Annotated in this window: 20 protein-coding genes; 8 read left to right on the forward strand and 12 right to left on the reverse strand. The window is 56.6% G+C overall.

The features are described 5' to 3' along the window. Window positions 1-8 precede the first annotated feature (8 nt). A complete protein-coding gene (locus tag ACR0LL_RS16640) occupies window positions 9-467 on the reverse strand; it encodes a hypothetical protein (RefSeq protein WP_480488575.1) in 459 nt (152 codons plus the stop codon). Between the two features lie 176 nt (window positions 468-643). On the opposite strand from ACR0LL_RS16640, the gene ACR0LL_RS16645 reads away from it, so the two are divergent. The 3 genes from ACR0LL_RS16645 to ACR0LL_RS16655 all read left to right on the forward strand — a co-directional run bounded on the left by ACR0LL_RS16645 (window position 644) and on the right by ACR0LL_RS16655 (window position 3,283). Continuing rightward, window positions 644-931: a hypothetical protein gene (locus ACR0LL_RS16645; RefSeq protein ID WP_480484131.1), complete on the forward strand. Its 288-nt coding sequence runs from the start codon at window positions 644-646 to the stop codon at window positions 929-931. After that, window positions 903-1,604 carry a winged helix-turn-helix domain-containing protein gene (locus ACR0LL_RS16650; protein ID WP_267365085.1) on the forward strand — a complete coding sequence of 234 codons (702 nt, stop codon included), beginning with the start codon at window positions 903-905 and terminating at the stop codon, window positions 1,602-1,604. The genes ACR0LL_RS16645 and ACR0LL_RS16650 overlap by 29 nt, the downstream gene beginning before the upstream one ends. 104 nt (window positions 1,605-1,708) lie before the next feature. After that, window positions 1,709-3,283 (forward strand): DUF427 domain-containing protein, encoded by a 1,575-nt coding sequence (locus ACR0LL_RS16655; RefSeq protein WP_480588342.1) that lies wholly within the window; start codon window positions 1,709-1,711, stop codon window positions 3,281-3,283. A gap of 76 nt (window positions 3,284-3,359) precedes the next feature. On the opposite strand, the gene ACR0LL_RS16660 is transcribed toward ACR0LL_RS16655, so the two are convergent. The 6 genes from ACR0LL_RS16660 to ACR0LL_RS16685 all read right to left on the reverse strand — a co-directional run bounded on the left by ACR0LL_RS16660 (window position 3,360) and on the right by ACR0LL_RS16685 (window position 7,050). Further along, window positions 3,360-4,010, reverse strand: a complete 651-nt coding sequence (locus ACR0LL_RS16660; RefSeq protein WP_480588344.1) for a DUF1217 domain-containing protein — start codon at window positions 4,008-4,010, stop codon at window positions 3,360-3,362. Between the two features lie 140 nt (window positions 4,011-4,150). Beyond that, a complete protein-coding gene (flbT, locus tag ACR0LL_RS16665) occupies window positions 4,151-4,552 on the reverse strand; it encodes a flagellar biosynthesis repressor FlbT (RefSeq protein WP_267366588.1) in 402 nt (133 codons plus the stop codon). Continuing rightward, complete coding sequence (gene flaF / locus ACR0LL_RS16670; RefSeq protein ID WP_267366590.1) at window positions 4,552-4,926, reverse strand: flagellar biosynthesis regulator FlaF; 375 nt, start codon at window positions 4,924-4,926, stop codon at window positions 4,552-4,554. Before flaF ends, flbT begins: the two co-directional genes overlap by 1 nt. A gap of 77 nt (window positions 4,927-5,003) precedes the next feature. After that, window positions 5,004-6,215 (reverse strand): flagellin N-terminal helical domain-containing protein, encoded by a 1,212-nt coding sequence (locus ACR0LL_RS16675; RefSeq protein ID WP_209505009.1) that lies wholly within the window; start codon window positions 6,213-6,215, stop codon window positions 5,004-5,006. A 210-nt stretch (window positions 6,216-6,425) separates the two neighbouring features. Further along, window positions 6,426-6,785 carry a flagellar biosynthesis protein FlgN gene (locus ACR0LL_RS16680; RefSeq protein WP_480588346.1) on the reverse strand — a complete coding sequence of 120 codons (360 nt, stop codon included), beginning with the start codon at window positions 6,783-6,785 and terminating at the stop codon, window positions 6,426-6,428. Beyond that, window positions 6,775-7,050, reverse strand: a complete 276-nt coding sequence (locus ACR0LL_RS16685; protein WP_480588347.1) for a rod-binding protein — start codon at window positions 7,048-7,050, stop codon at window positions 6,775-6,777. Before ACR0LL_RS16685 ends, ACR0LL_RS16680 begins: the two co-directional genes overlap by 11 nt. A gap of 110 nt (window positions 7,051-7,160) precedes the next feature. Here ACR0LL_RS16685 and fliK point away from each other — a divergent pair, with 110 nt between their 5' ends. The 3 genes from fliK to ACR0LL_RS16700 are packed head-to-tail and all read left to right on the forward strand — an operon-like array spanning window position 7,161 to window position 10,009. Beyond that, on the forward strand, window positions 7,161-8,405 hold the full coding sequence (gene fliK, locus ACR0LL_RS16690; RefSeq protein ID WP_480588349.1) for a flagellar hook-length control protein FliK: 1,245 nt from the start codon (window positions 7,161-7,163) through the stop codon (window positions 8,403-8,405). Between the two features lie 3 nt (window positions 8,406-8,408). After that, window positions 8,409-9,071 (forward strand): flagellar hook capping FlgD N-terminal domain-containing protein, encoded by a 663-nt coding sequence (locus tag ACR0LL_RS16695; RefSeq protein ID WP_480588350.1) that lies wholly within the window; start codon window positions 8,409-8,411, stop codon window positions 9,069-9,071. Window positions 9,072-9,121: 50 nt separating this feature from the next. Beyond that, window positions 9,122-10,009 (forward strand): phosphotransferase, encoded by an 888-nt coding sequence (locus ACR0LL_RS16700; protein ID WP_480588352.1) that lies wholly within the window; start codon window positions 9,122-9,124, stop codon window positions 10,007-10,009. Here ACR0LL_RS16700 and ACR0LL_RS16705 read toward each other — a convergent pair. The 5 genes from ACR0LL_RS16705 to ACR0LL_RS16725 all read right to left on the reverse strand — a co-directional run bounded on the left by ACR0LL_RS16705 (window position 10,002) and on the right by ACR0LL_RS16725 (window position 15,290). Next, entirely contained in the window at window positions 10,002-11,306 is a 1,305-nt protein-coding gene (locus tag ACR0LL_RS16705; RefSeq protein ID WP_480588354.1) for an NAD(P)/FAD-dependent oxidoreductase, read from the reverse strand. The two genes, ACR0LL_RS16700 and ACR0LL_RS16705, sit on opposite strands and share 8 nt — an antisense overlap. Next, window positions 11,303-12,121 (reverse strand): ABC transporter permease, encoded by an 819-nt coding sequence (locus ACR0LL_RS16710; protein WP_480588356.1) that lies wholly within the window; start codon window positions 12,119-12,121, stop codon window positions 11,303-11,305. Before ACR0LL_RS16710 ends, ACR0LL_RS16705 begins: the two co-directional genes overlap by 4 nt. Continuing rightward, window positions 12,118-13,008: an ABC transporter permease subunit gene (locus ACR0LL_RS16715; RefSeq protein ID WP_480484141.1), complete on the reverse strand. Its 891-nt coding sequence runs from the start codon at window positions 13,006-13,008 to the stop codon at window positions 12,118-12,120. The genes ACR0LL_RS16710 and ACR0LL_RS16715 overlap by 4 nt, the downstream gene beginning before the upstream one ends. After that, window positions 13,008-14,135 carry an ABC transporter ATP-binding protein gene (locus ACR0LL_RS16720; protein ID WP_480588357.1) on the reverse strand — a complete coding sequence of 376 codons (1,128 nt, stop codon included), beginning with the start codon at window positions 14,133-14,135 and terminating at the stop codon, window positions 13,008-13,010. Before ACR0LL_RS16720 ends, ACR0LL_RS16715 begins: the two co-directional genes overlap by 1 nt. Window positions 14,136-14,204: 69 nt before the next feature. Beyond that, on the reverse strand, window positions 14,205-15,290 hold the full coding sequence (locus ACR0LL_RS16725; RefSeq protein ID WP_480588359.1) for a polyamine ABC transporter substrate-binding protein: 1,086 nt from the start codon (window positions 15,288-15,290) through the stop codon (window positions 14,205-14,207). A 140-nt stretch (window positions 15,291-15,430) separates the two neighbouring features. On the opposite strand from ACR0LL_RS16725, the gene ACR0LL_RS16730 reads away from it, so the two are divergent. Then, window positions 15,431-16,114 (forward strand): GntR family transcriptional regulator, encoded by a 684-nt coding sequence (locus tag ACR0LL_RS16730; RefSeq protein ID WP_267363697.1) that lies wholly within the window; start codon window positions 15,431-15,433, stop codon window positions 16,112-16,114. A gap of 77 nt (window positions 16,115-16,191) precedes the next feature. After that, on the forward strand, window positions 16,192-17,589 hold the full coding sequence (locus ACR0LL_RS16735) for an aspartate aminotransferase family protein (protein WP_480588361.1): 1,398 nt from the start codon (window positions 16,192-16,194) through the stop codon (window positions 17,587-17,589). The last annotated feature ends 46 nt before the right edge of the window (window positions 17,590-17,635 follow it).

Here is a 17,635-nt window from a genome sequence, read left to right on the forward strand (position 1 = left end):
AACCCGAACTACTGATAAACGACGCGGTATCCCTTCTGGCGCAGGCATGCAGGTTCATAGGCCCGCCTGACCTTTTTGCCATTCCAGAAACCGACCTTGCACTCTTGCGGCAGGCTATTGGCATGTTTGTAATGTTTCTCGAGGCATTTCGGCCCAAGCAGCGGATGGTCCTGCGAATACCCATCATAGGTGCGCAGGCAGCGCTGGGGCAGGTCGTAACGCGCCACATGCGGCGGCAACGGACGCACCGGCTGCGTCACATGTGGTGTATGGGTATAGGTCTGTTGACGCGTCGCCCGATCCTTTTTCTTTTCCTTGTTATAGTAATGAACGCCGGCACCAATAATAGCGATGGCCGCCAGCCCCCCAAGAATGTCCTTTGCGTCGGCCGCCTTCGCCTGAGAAGCCGACACACCGGTAATCGCAACCGCGGTCGCAATGATCAAAGCGATGAATTTCTTATGCATGATGCCTGTCCTTTCGGATGTTCGTGCGACCGTATGACGGACCGCGTGCTGATTGCCCTGAAAGTGGGGGCACCTGCCCCAGACAAGCAATAACGGCCCGGTGTTATCGGATATCAGAGGCAGCAAACCCCTTGGGTTATTGAATATCGCGGCAACTCATGCGCAGGATGCGGCCTATGAAACAGATCCTCTCTTCTCTGACCTTTGCGGCCCTGTTATCGCTTGGTTCTGCTGCGACAGCGGCAGATTGTTATGCGGACTACAAAGCCAAGAAGGACAACCCGCTGCGTTTGCATTACGGCGTCATGCAGGTCACAAGTTGCGACAAGGGGCAGGCCCGGGCAGAAATCGCCCAGCGCCTGAACGCGTCGGGTTGGACCTTGCTTGAAGTGCAGTCCGTTTTCGGGCCGGAAGGGTTGGATCAGAGGAAAGGCAATGCCGGACAATTCTATCTCCGTTTCTGATGCACGCCGGTCGGGTGTCCGTCTGGTTGTGCTGGGCATCGCGGCCATTGTCGTCATTCTGATCACCGCTGCCGTTTTCCTGTTCTGGACCTTGCCGGACGCAAATGCGTTCAACGCACGTGTCGAGCGGCTGTTTGTCGAGGCCGATCTGACGTCACAGACCGAGATTCGCCTGCTTGAAATTCTGGCCCAGTCTGGCACCGCCTTTGCTGACACCCTGTCCAGTTACCGGATGGTAATCTATGTGCTGCTGGTTTTTGCCAGTGCGATGATGATCTCGGCACTGGTCTTTCTGGTGATGCTGGTCTTGTTGAACCGGCGCATGGCACAGATCGAACGCACCGGCATTCAGGTAACGTCGCTGCTGATCAGTCGCGAAGAAAACACTGTCTACCTTAACAACATGGATTTCAAACTGACGCCCGCCGCGATGGAAACCTTGTCGATTCTGGCGGAATCCCGGTTGGATGACGAGGTATTGTCCGGCGCCCAGATCGAGGCCATGATTTCCGGTCGCGATGCCGCCGATTGTGACGAAGCCGCGGGCGCAACACGGATCAAGCGGTTGCGCGACGCGCTTGGCAACCAGATGGTCAGCGAACTGCTGGTCAAGAATATTGCCAAGAAGGGGTATATGCTGTCGATCGAGAAGGACGTCATTCAAATGGTCTGACGTTTTGGCGCGTCGCTCGCGCCCGGTAAATTCCCGTTGCAGCCTCTTGGAATGTCAGGTGGAAAGCCCCATTCTAAACAAACCCCAGGCAGAGGAGGTCGCTTATGAACGTCCACGCCGCGCCACAGATGAATGGATATGGAATCTCAGTTGAGCCGCTGGAAGGCAAGATTGCCATTTACCGGAACGACATTCTTCTGGCTGAAAGCACAAACGCAAAGGTGATGTATGAAACGCGTTTGCCGCCAACGATTTACGTTCCCCGCGCAGATGTCTGTGTGGATCTGAGCGAAGAAACAGACCTGCAAACATTCTGCCCGTTCAAAGGCACCGCCACTTACCACGACATCCAACTGGCCTCGGGGCCTCTGACCAATTCCGTCTGGGCTTACGAACAAGCCCTGCCGGAAAGCGCGGACATCCGGGGCTGTATCGGGTTTGTGTCCGGCGCCTACACCCGGATTGACCTGGGCGACAATCGCCTGCGCGAGCCTGACGACGGCAATATCAGCGGACCACTGATCGACTGGCTGATGCGCGGTGCTTCCGCCGCGACCACGCCCGAAAGCTTTACCAAGGCATTGGCCGAGAAGATGCTGGAGCACGGCATCGCCATCCAGCGGCTGAGCATTCTGGCATGGTCCTTGCACCCCCTGATCGCGGGCAAACACTATATCTGGGAAAAGGATCAGGACGAGATTCTGACCCGCGCCCCGACCTACGAAATCTATGATCACCCGGCTTTCATCAACAGCCCGTTGCGCCATGTCTCGAACGGGTTGGGCGGCGTACGGCAAAGGCTGAACGATGATAACCCGCATAACAGCTTCCCAATCATGGAGGAGTTGCGGGCAAAGGGTGCCACCGACTATGTCGCGATGCCGTTGCCCTTCTCTGACGGGCGAACGAACGTTCTGACCCTGACCTGTGACCATCCCAACGGGTTCACCACCGAGAATCTGGGCCTTGTATTCGAATGCTCTTCGGTAATCGCACGCTTTTACGAAGTGTTCATGCAACGCGAGAATGCGCAGGTTTTGCTGGAAACATATGTTGGAAAACGCTCTGGCGCACGCGTTCTAGGGGGCGAGATCCGGCGCGGTGACGGGGATGAAATCGACGCTGCAATCATGTTCTGTGACCTCCGCAACTCGACAAGCCTCGAAGAGAAACTGGGGCGGGGCACATATATTAGTGTTTTGAACGAGTTTTTTGAAACCGTCTCGGGTATCGTTCACGAAAACGAAGGCGAAGTTTTGAAATTCATTGGTGACGCTGTTCTGGCGGTATTCCCGGCAGCTGATGAAAACGCCAGCGCGGCCCGTGCCAACGCCCAGCGCTCGGCAATCAAAATCGTCGAAACGTTGGGAGAGTTGCGTAAAGCAGGTACCGGCATACATTGCGACTGTTCGATTGGTGTGGCCTATGGGCGCGTCACCTATGGCAATGTAGGCTCTCGTGAACGACTTGATTTTACGGTTATTGGACAAGCGGCCAACATAGCAGCGCGGTTGGGCGAATATGGGAAAACCGAAGGCCATCGAATAGTCGTATCCGAAGATATCGTGCCTGCCTGTTCCAACGCCTTGCCATTGGGCGCGGTCAACCTGCACAACGTGACTCGACCCGTTATATGCTACGCATTGCAAACCACAGCCGACGAGATTTTGAACGGTTAACTTTTGGTTTGTGCAGGTCAAACGAGAGATGTCGGGTACTAGATTGCGATCCGGGCTTTTGCCCCGCGTCTTCTGATTACACAGCCCCAAGCAAGATCAAAGCGGTCTGCGCTGACGAGATCGTACTTTGAAGACCCGCGATTTGACTTCTGGCCAGATAGGTGTCGGTGAGTTTCTCAACCGCCTTCTGGTCGGAAAACTGTGCCAGATCATCCGATCCAGTCAGACGGAATAACCGGCTTTTGAACTCGACCAATTGCTTGTCGATATCCAGTTGGGCGAATGATGGTGGTAGCCCAAGCGCCGTTTCCATCATTTTGCGCAGCGGTGGCAATCCCATAAGATCGAACCATTTCGTATCTGTACTGCTTCCGCTTTTCGCCAGATCAGACAGCTCGCGCTGGGCATAAAGCGAAATGCGCATCGTCTCATCTGACTGTCCGACCGCGATCTCAAACCGCGCTGAAAGGCTGGCCTGAGCTATCTCTTCCATATTTGTGACCAGCACCGTTTTTCGAACAGCTCCCGGACCAAACCCGAAAGCATCCGAAAATTCCCGGTACCGTTTATCCGCCAAACGATTGGACAAAGCGTCATCCGCCCGTGTTCCGTCCTCCAGGATTTTCCGGATAAAGAACCGGTTATCCACATCCCCCTCCAACCCAAAGGCACCTAAAGCGACCTGCAACAATCTGCGGTCAGAAACCAACTGTTCGGCGGTCTTCACTTTCCCAATGTTGTCCAGGAAATACTTCGTCTCCCTCTCATTCACTGCCGAAGACGAGAAACTTTGAAACTGTCCTTGGTGAGTACGTTGCAGAAACCGCCAGCCGACGATCCCGCCAGTCGGAATGACAGGTTGAAAGCTCATTGCTGATAGGCCATCAACCGTTCTTCGCGCGGGAGAAGCGAGCGAAGTGACTTGAGGCATTTATAGTATTGCTCGGCCACCAGCGCGTCTGTCGCCTCGGACAATACACGACGGCTATCTGTATCCGTAAAAACCTGGCTCAGCTCTTCTACGCTGCGCAACAGGTGTTGACGCGCCCGAGCCGGATCCATGTCTCCGGACAGAACAAGTTGCGCGGCATAGCAGACACGGCGCACCGGAGTATTTACTTCATCCGGATGTATCGCATCGCGCAGTCGCAGGACATTGGCCTGCGGCGTCATGATTGAAAACCGGCCACGGCGGTCGCCGTTTTCAATCACGACACCATTGATCAGCACTCTTTCCTTCGGGGCGAGTTTCAAAACCAGCCCGCTCATCAGGTTGCCCTCATCTGGCGCAATCCGCGCAAAATCGCCGTGTTTATTTCAAGCAATGGTTCGATGGACGCGCCGTCCGCTAAAATGCGGCTGCTGTGCAGTTCCGTAAACTCGGCAAGGTAGAAAATCCTGGCGCGAATATCGTTCGGCAAAGCGTTTGCCGAATCCGCGACACCTGTCGCCAACACCCCCCATAACCGGCGGTTCTCGTGCACGGCCTGAACAAACGCCGAGAAGTCCGTTGCCTTGCGCGCCGTGGCCGCCTTGAGACGCCGTGTAATTCTGGAAATTGCCTCATATTCAGTGTCACGGGGCGTTCGCGTCGGCGCGGCGGCTTGCGCATAGGTGTATTGAGCGAGGGTTTGCGGGGTCACTTGAAATCCTTCCAAAAAGCCGTCGTCAGATAGTCACGACCGGGGCGCGAAAACCGCGCCCCGGACCGCGTTGCGTATTAGCGGAACAGCGACAGGATCGACTGCGGCGCCTGGTTGGCGATCGAAAGCGACTGTGTTGCCAACTGCTGCTGCACCTGAAGGGCCTGCAAACGCGCCGAGGTTTCTTCCATGTCAGCGTCGACCAGCGCACCGATACCGGATTTGAACGAGTCAGAGAGGTTCGAAATGAACTCTTTCTGGGTCTCGATACGACCCTGCGCCGAGCCAAAGGCGGCCGAGGCATCAATCGAAGTATCGATAAGCGATTCGACAGCCGCCAACGCAGCGGTTGCCCCCGCACCTGTCGACACATCAATACCTGCCAGCGCGCCCAAACCACCGGCACCCGCATTCACGAACTGAGCCGAAAACGAGATGTCAGATCCTGTGCCGTTTGTAACCGACAACGTACCCGCAGTGCCGGAGTCGTAATCGACAGTCAGGCCGGTAATTCCCAGCTCTTCGATCTTCGATTTCAATCCGACAGCAACAAGGTCACCTGTCGTCGTCGCAGCAGCATCTTCCGCGGAAACGGTATAGGAAACAACCTGATCGTTAATGGCGACGACAACCTTGTCTCCGGCCGCGAAAGCGCCGCTGGATTCATCGGTCACCAACGCCGTCGCGGCCGTTGCACCATTGTCAATGGTTGCCCCCACGCGGTCATTGCCGGTCGATGCGCCGGTAGAGCCGTCGAAAACCTGTTTGGTGACATATCCACCGGTCGACAGGTTCTGCCCCGAGACTGAAATTGACGACGCAGTCACTGCCCCGGTGTTGTCCCGATCCAGCGATGCGAGGATCGATGCAGAGCCGGTCGAGCCGTCAACAAGGTTCAGACCGTTGAACTGGGCCGCGCTGACAACCGATGCGATCTGATCCTTCAGTGCGGTCACATCGTCATTGATCTTACCGCGATCAACGTTGTCTTCCTGCGCCGCGACGATCTTGCTTTTCATCTGGGTCAAGAGGTCGGTGACAGTTTCAGACGCATTTCGCGCAACCGCAACAGTCGATTCGCCCAGCGCGAGGCTGTCTTTGATCGCGTTAAAGCCCTTGACGTCGGACTCCATCACTTTCGAGATCGCCCAAACCGCCGAGTTGTCCTTGGCTGTCGCGACGTCCTTACCGGTCGAAATCGCGTTCTGGGTCATCGCCAGGTTCTTGTTGACCGACTTGAGAGTTTGCAGCGCAACCATCGCGCCATTGTTTGTCAGAATGCTGGACATAGCTTTTATCCTTTTGCCTTCGGGCGATTTTCGCCCATGTTCACCCCACAATATCTGCGGGCATTGGTGTCTTTCTGACTTGTGCGACGCGCCGCGTGGCTGTTCGCGCCACCTGATGTTTCCAGGTGCAGCATCACTTTTGAGCCCGATCCCCTAACGGAGTGCTAAAACGCCCGAACCAGGTGTTTCAGATTTGAATCAAACCCAGGCCTATGCGCGTTTTTCCAGCTTTGCCGTATTTCGAACGGAAAACTCACTTCGTTGCCCATCCGCGCCGTACGTGCTGAATTCCTGCCGAACCCGTCGCAGTTCAGCCATGCGGCTGGCGACGGCCCGAATCCCGTCGGCGGCACTGTTCAGCAATGCCTGATTGCGTTCGACTTTCTGCTGCACCCGAACCAATGCATCGCTGTCCAGCACCTGAAGGTCGTTGATCGCGCCGATCAGTTTTTCTTTTTCCGGCACCATATGCGTCAGTCGATCCAGATCACCCTGGACAAGCGCCGCACGCTCCAGATCCAGAACTTCTTCCAGAGATTTGATCAGTGCCATGTCGACTTCAGATGCCATCGGTTTTCTCCATCAGTGATTTCAGCAGAATTTCTGACAAACCCACCCCGCCAGCCCGGGCCAGTTCGCGTGCCTGATGCTGAACAAGAAACGTAGAGAACTGGTCTTCACCGGCTCCTCCTCCAAAAGACTGGCGCGTCTTGCCCAATCCGGCCGACTTCATCATTTCGCTCAGGAATGCGGCCTCCAACTCGATGGCCGCGTCTTTCAGTCGGGTCTGGGCCAATGGCGTTTGAGCCACCTGGGGAATTGCTGAGACGTGCATGGTTTTCTCCGAAAATTCTTCGAACTTTCTCGATCAAAGGTGAAAGCGGTTAAAATAAACGTAACTTCCTGCGGGCAGAGTTCTGATCAATCACACGGAGCCAGAGCAAAATGCCCAACCCACTAACGCTGGCAGCCGCAGCGCCAACAGCAACTGCGAAACCCAGTTCGCCCGCCAAAGATCCGGGTCGTACTGCCGGGTCGGACAGTTTCGAGGACATCCTTGAACAGGGAAACCAAACACATCCTCTCCCCGGCACCACGGCTTTGGCCACTTCTATCGAAACCACCGACGAAACTGCCGAGATTGAGGTTGAGGCCGTTCTGTCAAACACGGCTGAGGCATCTGTCGAGGTGATTTCACCTCGGGCACCAGAGTTGGCAAACAACATTTCGTCGCAGACCGAGATGGCCGGGACATCCGAAACGCCTGGGGCAGATACGGTGCATCCCGCGCCGTTTGTTCCTGCCGCAGCGGATATCCCCGCAACGGGTACGACAGAACCGGAACAAACCGTTGCGCCAATGGGTTTGCCCCGTCAGACCGACATTCAACCCTTTGTGCCCGGGCAACCAATCGAAGAGCAGGTTCACACCGCTTCGACCCAGGTCACGCCAGCCCAAAAACCCTCAGAGGCTTTGCCTGTGCTGAACCAGCCAACCCGATCAAAGGACCAGACAGCCGGGTTGAAAGCCGAACCCCTCCTTGAAAGCGCAAAGACGGCGCCCGAGACAGCGGAAGTCGCTGCCACGCCCAATCCGACAAGTCCAAACCGCGCGACACCCGTTGCGCAGCTTCAGCTGATCCTCAACTCAATCGAAGCGGAACAGGCGGCACCGGTTCATGAGGTTGACTCTGTGCCCATCGCCTTAGACGAACCCGTTCAGCAAGCCCCCCGCGAGGTGGCACAACACTCGGCGATGCCCTCTCCGTTCGCCCGTGCTGAAATTGCCCGTGCCATAGCCGGGCAATTGGCGGCAACGATTCAGACCCCGCCGGGAACCGGTATCATGGAAATCTCGCTAAGCCCCGAAGAATTGGGGCGCGTATCCATTGTGCTGAATGGTCGGGATGACGGGCTCCTGATGACAATCGCCACCGAACGCCCGGACACGATGGAGCTTATGCGCCGCCACCTGTCCGTTCTTACGGAGGAGTTTCAGAAACTGGGCTATGGAAACCTGAACATCGATCTAGGGACTCCGTCGGATTCAGGTGCGCGGAGTCAGTGGGCAGATGAATTCGACGCTCAGGCCGCGCCAGAATCCGAACCGGTTCAGAGCGTGCACCTCGCGCAAGCCACGCCGCTTCCACAAACTCCTGCTCCGGTCAGGGGCATCGATATGAGATATTGAAAAATGATCACTCCCGTCACCGCCACACAGGCTGCCGCCTCTCAGCAAACTGCCGGTCCGTCCCGGAGTTCTGCGATCACCTCGGATTTCGAAACGTTTCTGCTGATGCTGACCGCGCAGGCCCAGAATCAGGACCCGCTGGAGCCGATGGATTCAACCGAATACGCATCGCAACTTGCGCAATTTTCGATGGTTGAACAACAGGTTCAAACCAATGACCTGCTTTCCGCCCTGACCAGCACGCTTGGCAGTGTCAATCTGAACGACCTTGCAAGCTGGGTCGGAATGGACGTCCGATCTGCCTCGGGTTTCCATTTCAACGGCCAGCCGGTGACCCTGTTCTCGAACGCGGATTCTGACGCGGACGCAACCAGACTGGTGATCCGTGATCATGAAGGCACAGTCGTCGACACGGTTTCTGTTCCCACAACAGCGACGGAGTTTGCTTGGGCAGGTGTGAGTTCCTCAGGCGATCCGATGGCCGCTGGCAACTACACCGCGACGCTGGAAAGCTACAAAAATGACCGGCTGATTTCCGAGAAACCGGTCGCTGCCTATAACCGCGTCGTCGAAGCGCAGGTGGGAGAGGATGCTGTTCTGCTGACCCTGCAAGGTGGTCAAGTGATTTCCGCAGATCTGATCACTGCGGTCCGAACGGGCGCTTGATCTGTCAGGCAGTACGGGCCAAAGGTTGGCAACTCGACTCGCCAGAAGAAGTGAAAAGACATCTGCCCGACCTGCCTGCCCCCCCTCATGATCTGGTTGAACACCTCAGCACTATGGGGTTGGTCAACATGTACGCGCACTTCGAAATCCTGTATGGTGGTCGGACCAACAGGGTGTGGAAAGTGCTGGGGGACAACGGCGACAAAGTACTGAAGCTCTACAGCCCGACCTTACGCAACCCCTTGTTTCGAAATGATGCAAAGCTGGAAGCTCTCTGCCTCAAGGCGCTTGGTCCGACCGGATTTGTACCAAGGCTGCGCGCCGCAGGACAGCACAAGAACGCGCATTGGGTGTTTTACGACCACGCACCCGGAACACCTTGGCGGAAAGGGTCGGACAAGGTTGGTGAACTGCTGCGCAGGTTGCACTCGCTACCCAACACCATTCCAGCGCCCGCCGGGTGTAACGGCAGCGCGGACCTGATGGCCCATGGGCACAGAATTCTGCAAGGGTGCAGGTCAGAAACCCGAAACGAACTGGCAAAACTGCAACCTTCGATATCCGTCCCCCCCACGACCAAGACTTGCCTGATCCATGGCGACCCGGTCGCAGGAAATATTCTGGTCGCGTCCCGCGGCCTGACCTTGATCGACTGGCAATGCCCGGCCTTTGGCGACCCGTGCGAAGACCTTGCGCTGTTTCTGTCCCCGGCAATGCAAAGGTTGTACCGGGGCTCACCATTGTCGGACGCCGAAGAAGTTCAGTTTCTGTCCGCCTATCGCAGACCCGAGATTGTTGCCCGTTATCAACGGCTCAAGCCATGGTATGCTTGGCGCATGGCCGCTTATTGCCTGTGGCGCGCAGAAAACGGTGCACCCGACTATTCCGAAGGGTTGAAACTGGAAATCGAAACCCTGAAACCGATTGAGTTTACCTGAGGTCGGAAAGCGCAAAGAGGGCGTATGCCGGTGGCATCAATGCGCGACGCCAGCGGCCCATCGGAAACCGTTCAGGAGTTTGCCTCATCGGGGCTGGCAAGTGGGCCTCTTTGCCCAATGCCAGCCACGCCAATGCGCGCCCGCTGTAAGTCCCCATAGCGACGCCGTTGCCATGATACGCAAATCCGGCAAACATGCCTGGCTGCTTGGGCACGGCACCGACATAAGGCATCAGGCTTCGCGAAAGGCACACCATCCCCGACCAGATATGAGTCGCCTCAACCGCTGCCCAGGCCGGGAACATGCGCTTGAAGTCCTGTTGAACCTTTGCCCGGATCGCGGCCTCGGACCGGGGCGACGACAACAAGCCGCCTCTCATTCCGAACAAAAAGCGCCCATCCGGCATCAGGCGAAAATAGTGCAGAAGATTGCGCGTGTCGTAACATATCTGGTCCGAGTTCCAGCCCTGCGCCAATAGTTCTGCCTGGCTAAGTGGGCGTGTTACCATAACCGTTGATTGCGCAGGTAAGTAGCGTCCGGACATCCAATCGGGGATGTCTTCGCTGGAATACCCGTTGGTACAAATCAGCACGACCTGTGCGTTAACCTGCCCCGCGCTTGTTTGCAGCCTGAAGCCGGACGTCGTTTTTTCAATGTTCAGAACGGGGTTGTTCTGGAAGAAATTCGCTCCCGAAGCTGCCGCAGCGCTTGCCAGCCCGAACAGGTATTTCCGGGGATTGAGCCCGAAGCCAACCGGCAGAGTATACCCACCGAAAAATGCACCACCCATACCGAGCGCTGGTAATTCAGCAGCTTGGTGCAGAATGCCGGTCTCGTCCGCGTATCGGCGCAGGACATCCATCGCATGCCGCGAATGGGCCAGTTGAGTCTCACCGTTGGAATGCGTATCGGCATCTATCCGATGCCGCGCCAGCAGATCGGCAACCAGCTGGACCGCATCCTGTTCAGCCGTCTCATAGGCTTGCGCCGCTTCGCGGCCATAGCGGCGCACCATAGACTTTTGCCCAAGCTTCGATCCGCCAAGACAGCAGAAACCGCCATTGCGACCTGATGCACCCCACCCCGGTGGGCCTGCCTCGAACACAGCTACCGAGGTCGCGTTCTCCGCCAGATGCAAAGCCGCTGAGACCCCTGTAAAGCCGCCACCGACGATGGCAACATCAACGTTCAGGTCGCCCTGAAGCTCTGGCCAGTTCGGGTTTGCAATGGTTTCGTCCCACCAGCAACCACCACGAGGACCTGCGCCATAGGTGTATTCGGGAAATATCCGTTTCATTCGGTGCGCGCAGCGGCCTGCTCGTCCTGCCGTTGGCGCATCATCGCGCTTTTGGTCACAAGTGAGGCCGTGATCACCCCAACCGTCACGACCGCGATCATAATCGTCGACAGCGCGTTTATCTCGGGGCTGACGCCCAGCCGCACGGCCGAAAAGATCTTGATCGGCAGGGTCGTCGCCGACGGGCCCGATGTGAACGACGCGATAACCAGATCATCCAGCGACAATGTGAAAGCCAGCAGCCAGCCCGAGATTACCGCAGGCGCGATGATCGGCAGGGTGACCAGACCAAAGGCCTGCGCGGGTGAACAACCCAGATCCAAAGCGGCTTCTTCCAGCGATTTGTCGAATGTCACAAGCCGTGACGAGACGACAACCGAGACAAAACACATCGAAAATGTTGTGTGAGCCAGAACGATGGTCAGGATACCCCGGTCCAGCCCGATCCCGATAAACAGCAACAACAGCGACAGGCCGGTGATCACCTCGGGCATCACAAGTGGCGCGTAGATCATGCCGGAAAACAGTGTCCGGCCAAAGAATCGCTTGCCCCGAACCAGCACATAAGCGGCCGCAGTCCCCAGAATCGTTGCCAGTGTCGAAGAAAACACCGCAACCCGGACCGTGACCCACGCGGCATCCAGAAATGCCTCGTTCTGAACCAGTTCGCCATACCATTTGGTCGAAAACCCGGCCCAGACCGTGACCAGCTTGCTTTCGTTAAAGCTGAAGATGATCAGGATGATCATCGGAATATACAGGAACGCAAAACCCAGCGTCAGCGAAACCGTATTGAACCAGCTTAATCTGTTCATCCGTCAGCCTCCGCCTGTTTCTGCTGGTTGCGCTGGAACAGCACGATGGGAACGACCAGAATAAGCAACAGCACGATCGCGACAGCACTTGCCACGGGCCAGTCTCGGTTCGAGAAAAATTCTTCCCACAGAACCTTGCCGATCATCAACGTGCCGGACCCACCCAGTAGTGACGGGATCACAAACTCACCGATCACGGGGATCATCACCAGAAAACAACCTGCGATGATGCCCGGTCTGGACAGTGGAATGGTGACCAGCCAGAAGGCTTGTGCCCTCGAGCAGCCCAAATCCTCGGCCGCCTCGATCAGCGAACCATCCATGCGTTCCAATGACGAATAAATCGGCAGGATCATGAACGGAAGATAAGTGTAGACAATACCGATATAGACGGCGGTCGAGGTGTTCAGGATCGTCAAAGGCGTCGAAATGATGCCCGTCCACAGAAGCAGTTGGTTAAGGTACCCTTCATTCGACAGAATGCCCATCCACGCATAGACCCGGATCAGGAATGACGTCCAGAAAGGCAGGATCACCAGCATCATCAGCGTTGGCCGCCATTCCTCGGGCGCACGGGCCATGCCATAGGCGATGGGGTAGCCAACCAGCAAAGTCAGGAAGGTTGAGATCAAAGCGATCTTGACGCTGGACAGATACGCTTTCCAGTACAGGTCGTCCTCGGTCAGCCAGATGAAGTTTTCAAGATCAAGCTGGCTGAAGAACTCTTTGATCCCCGACCAACCAGCTGAAAAATCCAGTGTCGGTGTATAGGGCGGGATCGCAAGCGCGGTATCCGACAGCGAAATCTTCAGAACGATGAAGAATGGCACCATGAACAGCGCCAACAGCCAGACATAAGGTATGGCGATCAGAACAGCGCGGCGCATCAGTCGGCCAGCAGAACCGCAGCCGTGGCCGTCCAGGACAGCCAGACCGGGTCTTCCCAGGTGAATGAACGGCGCGAGATGCGGCGGGTGTTGGCCGTCTGTGCCTTGATGATTGTGCCGTTTGCCAACTCAACGTGGTAAGTGGACAGATTGCCCAGATACGCGATGTCATGAACCTTGCCTTGCACCGCATTCACTGCATCTGCCGGACGCTCGGCCGAGATTGTCACTTTTTCCGGCCGAATCGCCAAATGGCACAACTGACCATTTTCAAAGTTCTTCGCTGACGCGGCAGTCAGCGGCGCTTGCCCTTCGGCCCAGTCTACCTGATAGGTTTCCTGTCCGACAGATGTCGCGCGCCCTTCGATGATGTTCACGTCCCCGATGAAATCAGCGACATAGACCGAGGCGGGGTTCTCATAAATCCGGTCCGGAGTGGCAACCTGCATAAGCTGACCCTGATCCATCACCGCCACACGGCTGGCGACTGTCATGGCCTCTTCCTGATCGTGCGTAACGATCACGAATGTGGTGCCGGTTTTTTCCTGAATATCCATCAGTTCGAATTGGGTATCCTGGCGCAACTTCTTGTCCAGCGCGCCCAGCGGTTCATCCAGCAGCAAAAGCTTGGGCGCTTTGGCAAGTGAGCGCGCCAGCGCCACACGCTGCCTCTGCCCACCCGATATCTGATGCGGTTTGCGGCGGGCGAACTGTTCAAGCCGGGTCAGGCGCAGCATCTCTTCGACCCGGTCTTCCAGATCGTGTTTGGGCATTCTGTCCCGGCGCAAGCCAAAGGCGATGTTTTCCCAGACGCTAAGATGAGGAAAAAGGGCATAGGACTGGAACATCATGTTCACGGCCCGCTTGTTGGGCGGGATCGGGTCGATATCCTTCCCCCCAAGCAGGATTTGGCCTTCGGTCGGTGTTTCGAACCCGGCCAGCATCCGCATCATCGTCGTTTTTCCACATCCCGACGGACCAAGCAGGGCAAAGAACTCTCGCTCGAAGATATCCAAAGACAGGTTGTCGATGGCAGTAAACTCACCAAAACGCTTGGTCACGTTTCGGAACTGGATCAAGGGTTTCGCCTGCGGGTCATCCCATGGCGCAAAGACGTCAGAATTCACTACGGCCCTCGTTCGAATAGCTGGAAAGAGAGGCAAGGCGGCGGCGCCGCCCTGCCGGTGCAATTCGGATCAGGTGCCCGATTTGACCTTGGTCCACAGACGCGTCACGACCCGCTGTGTTTTCGCCGGATAAGGTGTCGTGATGTACAGGTTCTGCATCGTGGCATCATCCGGATAGATGGCCGGATCGCCAATCACGTCCTCTTCCAGAAATTCCTGAGACGCTTTGTTGCCATTGGCGTAATACACATAGTTCGATGCCGCCGCCATGTTGTTGGCGTCCAGAATGAAGTTGAGGAACGTGTGTGCGCCTTCGGGATTTGGAGCATCGACAGGAATTGCCATCTGGTCGAACCACATCAGCGACCCTTCGGCGAAGGGGTGGTATTCGATCTCCACTCCGTTATCTGCTTCGGCGGCACGGTCGCGCGCCTGAAGGATGTCACCCGACCAGCCCACAGCAACGCAGATGTCGCCATTTGCCAGTGCATTGATATATTCCGAGCTGTGGAATTTCTGGATATGCGGGCGGACCGCCGTCAGAACCGCTTCGGTCTTGCCGATTACGTCCGTGTCGTGGCTGTCGGGGTTTTCACCAAGGTATTGCAGCACCATGGGAATGATCTCGGCCGGGGCATCCAGGAAATGCACACCGCAAGTGGCCAGCTTTTCCATGTTCTCGGGTTTCAAAACCAGATCCATGCTGTTCAGGGCAATGTCGTCGCCCAGAACTTCTTTGACCTTACCGACATTCACGCCGATCCCGGTGGTTCCCCACATGTAGTTGATCGAATACGCGTTGTCCGGGTCATAACCGGCAGTTCGCTCTTCGATTACATCCCAAAGGTTTCCGGCGTTCGAAAGCTTGCTTTTGTCCAGCTGCTGAAACGCGCCGGCCTGGATCTGGCGCTGAAGGAATGTACCTGACGGCACCACCACATCATAGCCCGAGCCACCAGCCAGCATCTTGGTTTCCAGAACCTCGTTGCTGTCAAACACGTCATAGATCAGGGTTAGACCTGTTTCTGCTTCGAACTTGCTCAGCAGTTCTTCGTCGATGTAGTCGGACCAGTTGTAAACACGCACCTCTTCGGCAAATGCCGCCGAAGTCCCCAATGCGATGACCGCCGTCATAGTCAGCGTTTTGATTGTCATATTCTTCTCCCTGCAAGTGTACGGGTATTTTCCCGTTTTTTTGGATTTGATCAAGTTTTGCGTTTTCCCTCGATCCAGCGTATGGTTTCACGTGGCCAGTCACCTGACAAGTCAGGCTTAGTCGAAATGGGAAGAACCAATTGGATTTGATCAAAAATAAGGCATATGCGCCGTCGACCGAAGGGGGCAAACAACCCGCGCATGAGCAGGTTTACCAAACACTCAGATCACAGATTCTGTTCGGTGAACTGGTCCCAGGTCAGCCCGTCACAATCCAGGGCCTGACTGATTCGCTGGGTGTTGGGATGACTCCGGTCCGCGAAGCGATTCGCCGGTTGATCTCGGATGGGGGGTTGGTTTTCCAGGGCAATCGGCGCGTCAGTGTACCGCTGCTGAACTCGAACGATATTGAAGAGATGATCTTCGCCAGAATTTCAATAGAATCAGAGCTTTCCAGACGTGCAACCGCCAACCTGAAGGCGCAGGACATTGATCACCTGGAACGCCTGGACAGGCATTTGGATCGCATGATCACCGATGGTGATGTCGGTGGCTATCTGCGTTTGAACCAAGCATTTCACGAAACGCTGTATTCTTACGCAAACGCGCCGATCCTCAGTGATCTGGCCGAAAGACTTTGGTTGCGGTTTGGCCCCTCTTTGCGTGTTGTCTGCGGGCGCTTCGGCACACAGAGCCTTCCGGATCGGCACAAGGACATTATTGCCGCTTTGCGCGCCGGTGACGCAGAAATGACCGCAAAGGCAACCGCCCAGGACATCGAACAGGGTATGGACCTGATGGCGGAGGCATTGACGTCTGTCTGATCTAACTTGATTCGATTGACAGGAAAAAATTTGATCATATTGTGTTCGCCAACTGCGTTCTTGTAGGAGATTCTCCGATGTCTACCATCACCAACCACATGCCGACCGCCGAATTGCAGGCGCTGGATGCCGCGCATCACATTCACCCTTTCTCGGCCAATGGTGCGCTGGGGAAGGAAGGGGCGCGCGTGATCACACGTGCCAATGGCGTTTATCTGACCGACAGCGAAGGCGAGGAAATTCTGGATGCAATGGCGGGCCTGTGGTGCGTCAATATCGGATATGGGCGTGATGAGCTGGCCGATGTTGCCGCGCGCCAGATGCGCGAGCTGCCCTATTACAACACCTTCTTCAAAACGACCCACGTCCCCGCGATTGCTTTGGCCGCCAAGATTGCCGAACTGGCCCCGGGCGACCTGAACCATGTCTTTTTCGCAGCAGGCGGGTCCGAGGCAAACGATACCAATATCCGCCTCGTGCGCACCTACTGGGCCCAGAAGGGCCAGCCAGACAAGAACATCATCATCAGCCGCAAGAACGCCTATCACGGCTCATCCGTGGGCTCGGCCTCGCTGGGTGGTATGGCCGGGATGCACGCGCAGGGCGGCATTCCGATCCCGAATATCCACCACATCAACCAACCCAACTGGTGGGCCGAAGGCGGTGACATGTCGCCCGAAGAATTCGGTCTGGCCCGCGCGCGCGAGCTGGAAGAGGCGATTGAAGAGTTGGGCGAAGACCGGGTCGCCGCCTTTATCGCTGAGCCGGTTCAGGGTGCAGGCGGCGTGATCGTCGCGCCCGATACGTACTGGCCGGAAATTCAGCGTATCTGCGACAAGTACGATATCCTGCTGATAGCCGACGAGGTCATCTGCGGATTTGGCCGGACAGGCAACTGGTTCGGATCGGAAACCGTTGGCATCAAGCCGCATATCATGACGATCGCAAAGGGCCTTAGCTCGGGCTATGCGCCCATCGGCGGGTCCATCGTGAACGACGAAATCGCCGAAGTGATCGGCGGTACCGAATTCAACCACGGCTATACCTATTCCGGCCACCCGGTCGCGGCTGCCGTGGCGTTGGAGAACCTGCGCATCCTCGAAGAAGAGAAGATCGTTGAGCATGTGCGCGATGTTGCCGCCCCCTATCTGAAAGAGAAATGGGAGGCACTGGCAGATCATCCGCTGGTGGGTGAGGCCAAGATCGTTGGCATGATGGCCTCCATCGCGCTGACCCCGGACAAAGCCAGCCGCGCCAAATTCGCATCCGAACCCGGCACGGTCGGCTATATCTGCCGTGATCGGTGCTTTGCCAATAACCTGATCATGCGCCATGTCGGCGACCGGATGATCATCTCACCCCCGCTGATCCTGACACCTGCGGATATCGACGAGATGTTCGTGCGGATCTACAAGTCGCTGGACGAAGCACAGGCCGAGATCATTGCGCAAGGGCTGATGAAAGCCGCATCTTGATTTAGCGATTTATGCGTCTTCAAAGGCGGCCCATTCGGGCCGCCTT

This window comes from Ruegeria sp. AI2 (genome assembly GCF_056541275.1).

Coding starts and splice junctions, on each gene's coding strand:
- ACR0LL_RS16650 (WP_267365085.1), top strand. CDS start 903: ATGCCGGACAATTCTATCTCCGTTTCTGATGCACGCCGGTCGGGTGTC.
- ACR0LL_RS16735 (WP_480588361.1), top strand. CDS start 16,192: ATGTCTACCATCACCAACCACATGCCGACCGCCGAATTGCAGGCGCTG.
- ACR0LL_RS16640 (WP_480488575.1), bottom strand. CDS start 467: ATGCATAAGAAATTCATCGCTTTGATCATTGCGACCGCGGTTGCGATT.
- ACR0LL_RS16695 (WP_480588350.1), top strand. CDS start 8,409: ATGATCACTCCCGTCACCGCCACACAGGCTGCCGCCTCTCAGCAAACT.
- ACR0LL_RS16705 (WP_480588354.1), bottom strand. CDS start 11,306: ATGAAACGGATATTTCCCGAATACACCTATGGCGCAGGTCCTCGTGGT.
- flbT (WP_267366588.1), bottom strand. CDS start 4,552: ATGAGCGGGCTGGTTTTGAAACTCGCCCCGAAGGAAAGAGTGCTGATC.
- ACR0LL_RS16685 (WP_480588347.1), bottom strand. CDS start 7,050: ATGCACGTCTCAGCAATTCCCCAGGTGGCTCAAACGCCATTGGCCCAG.
- ACR0LL_RS16725 (WP_480588359.1), bottom strand. CDS start 15,290: ATGACAATCAAAACGCTGACTATGACGGCGGTCATCGCATTGGGGACT.
- ACR0LL_RS16680 (WP_480588346.1), bottom strand. CDS start 6,785: ATGGCATCTGAAGTCGACATGGCACTGATCAAATCTCTGGAAGAAGTT.
- fliK (WP_480588349.1), top strand. CDS start 7,161: ATGCCCAACCCACTAACGCTGGCAGCCGCAGCGCCAACAGCAACTGCG.
- ACR0LL_RS16655 (WP_480588342.1), top strand. CDS start 1,709: ATGAACGTCCACGCCGCGCCACAGATGAATGGATATGGAATCTCAGTT.
- ACR0LL_RS16645 (WP_480484131.1), top strand. CDS start 644: ATGAAACAGATCCTCTCTTCTCTGACCTTTGCGGCCCTGTTATCGCTT.
- ACR0LL_RS16710 (WP_480588356.1), bottom strand. CDS start 12,121: ATGAACAGATTAAGCTGGTTCAATACGGTTTCGCTGACGCTGGGTTTT.
- ACR0LL_RS16715 (WP_480484141.1), bottom strand. CDS start 13,008: ATGCGCCGCGCTGTTCTGATCGCCATACCTTATGTCTGGCTGTTGGCG.
- ACR0LL_RS16675 (WP_209505009.1), bottom strand. CDS start 6,215: ATGTCCAGCATTCTGACAAACAATGGCGCGATGGTTGCGCTGCAAACT.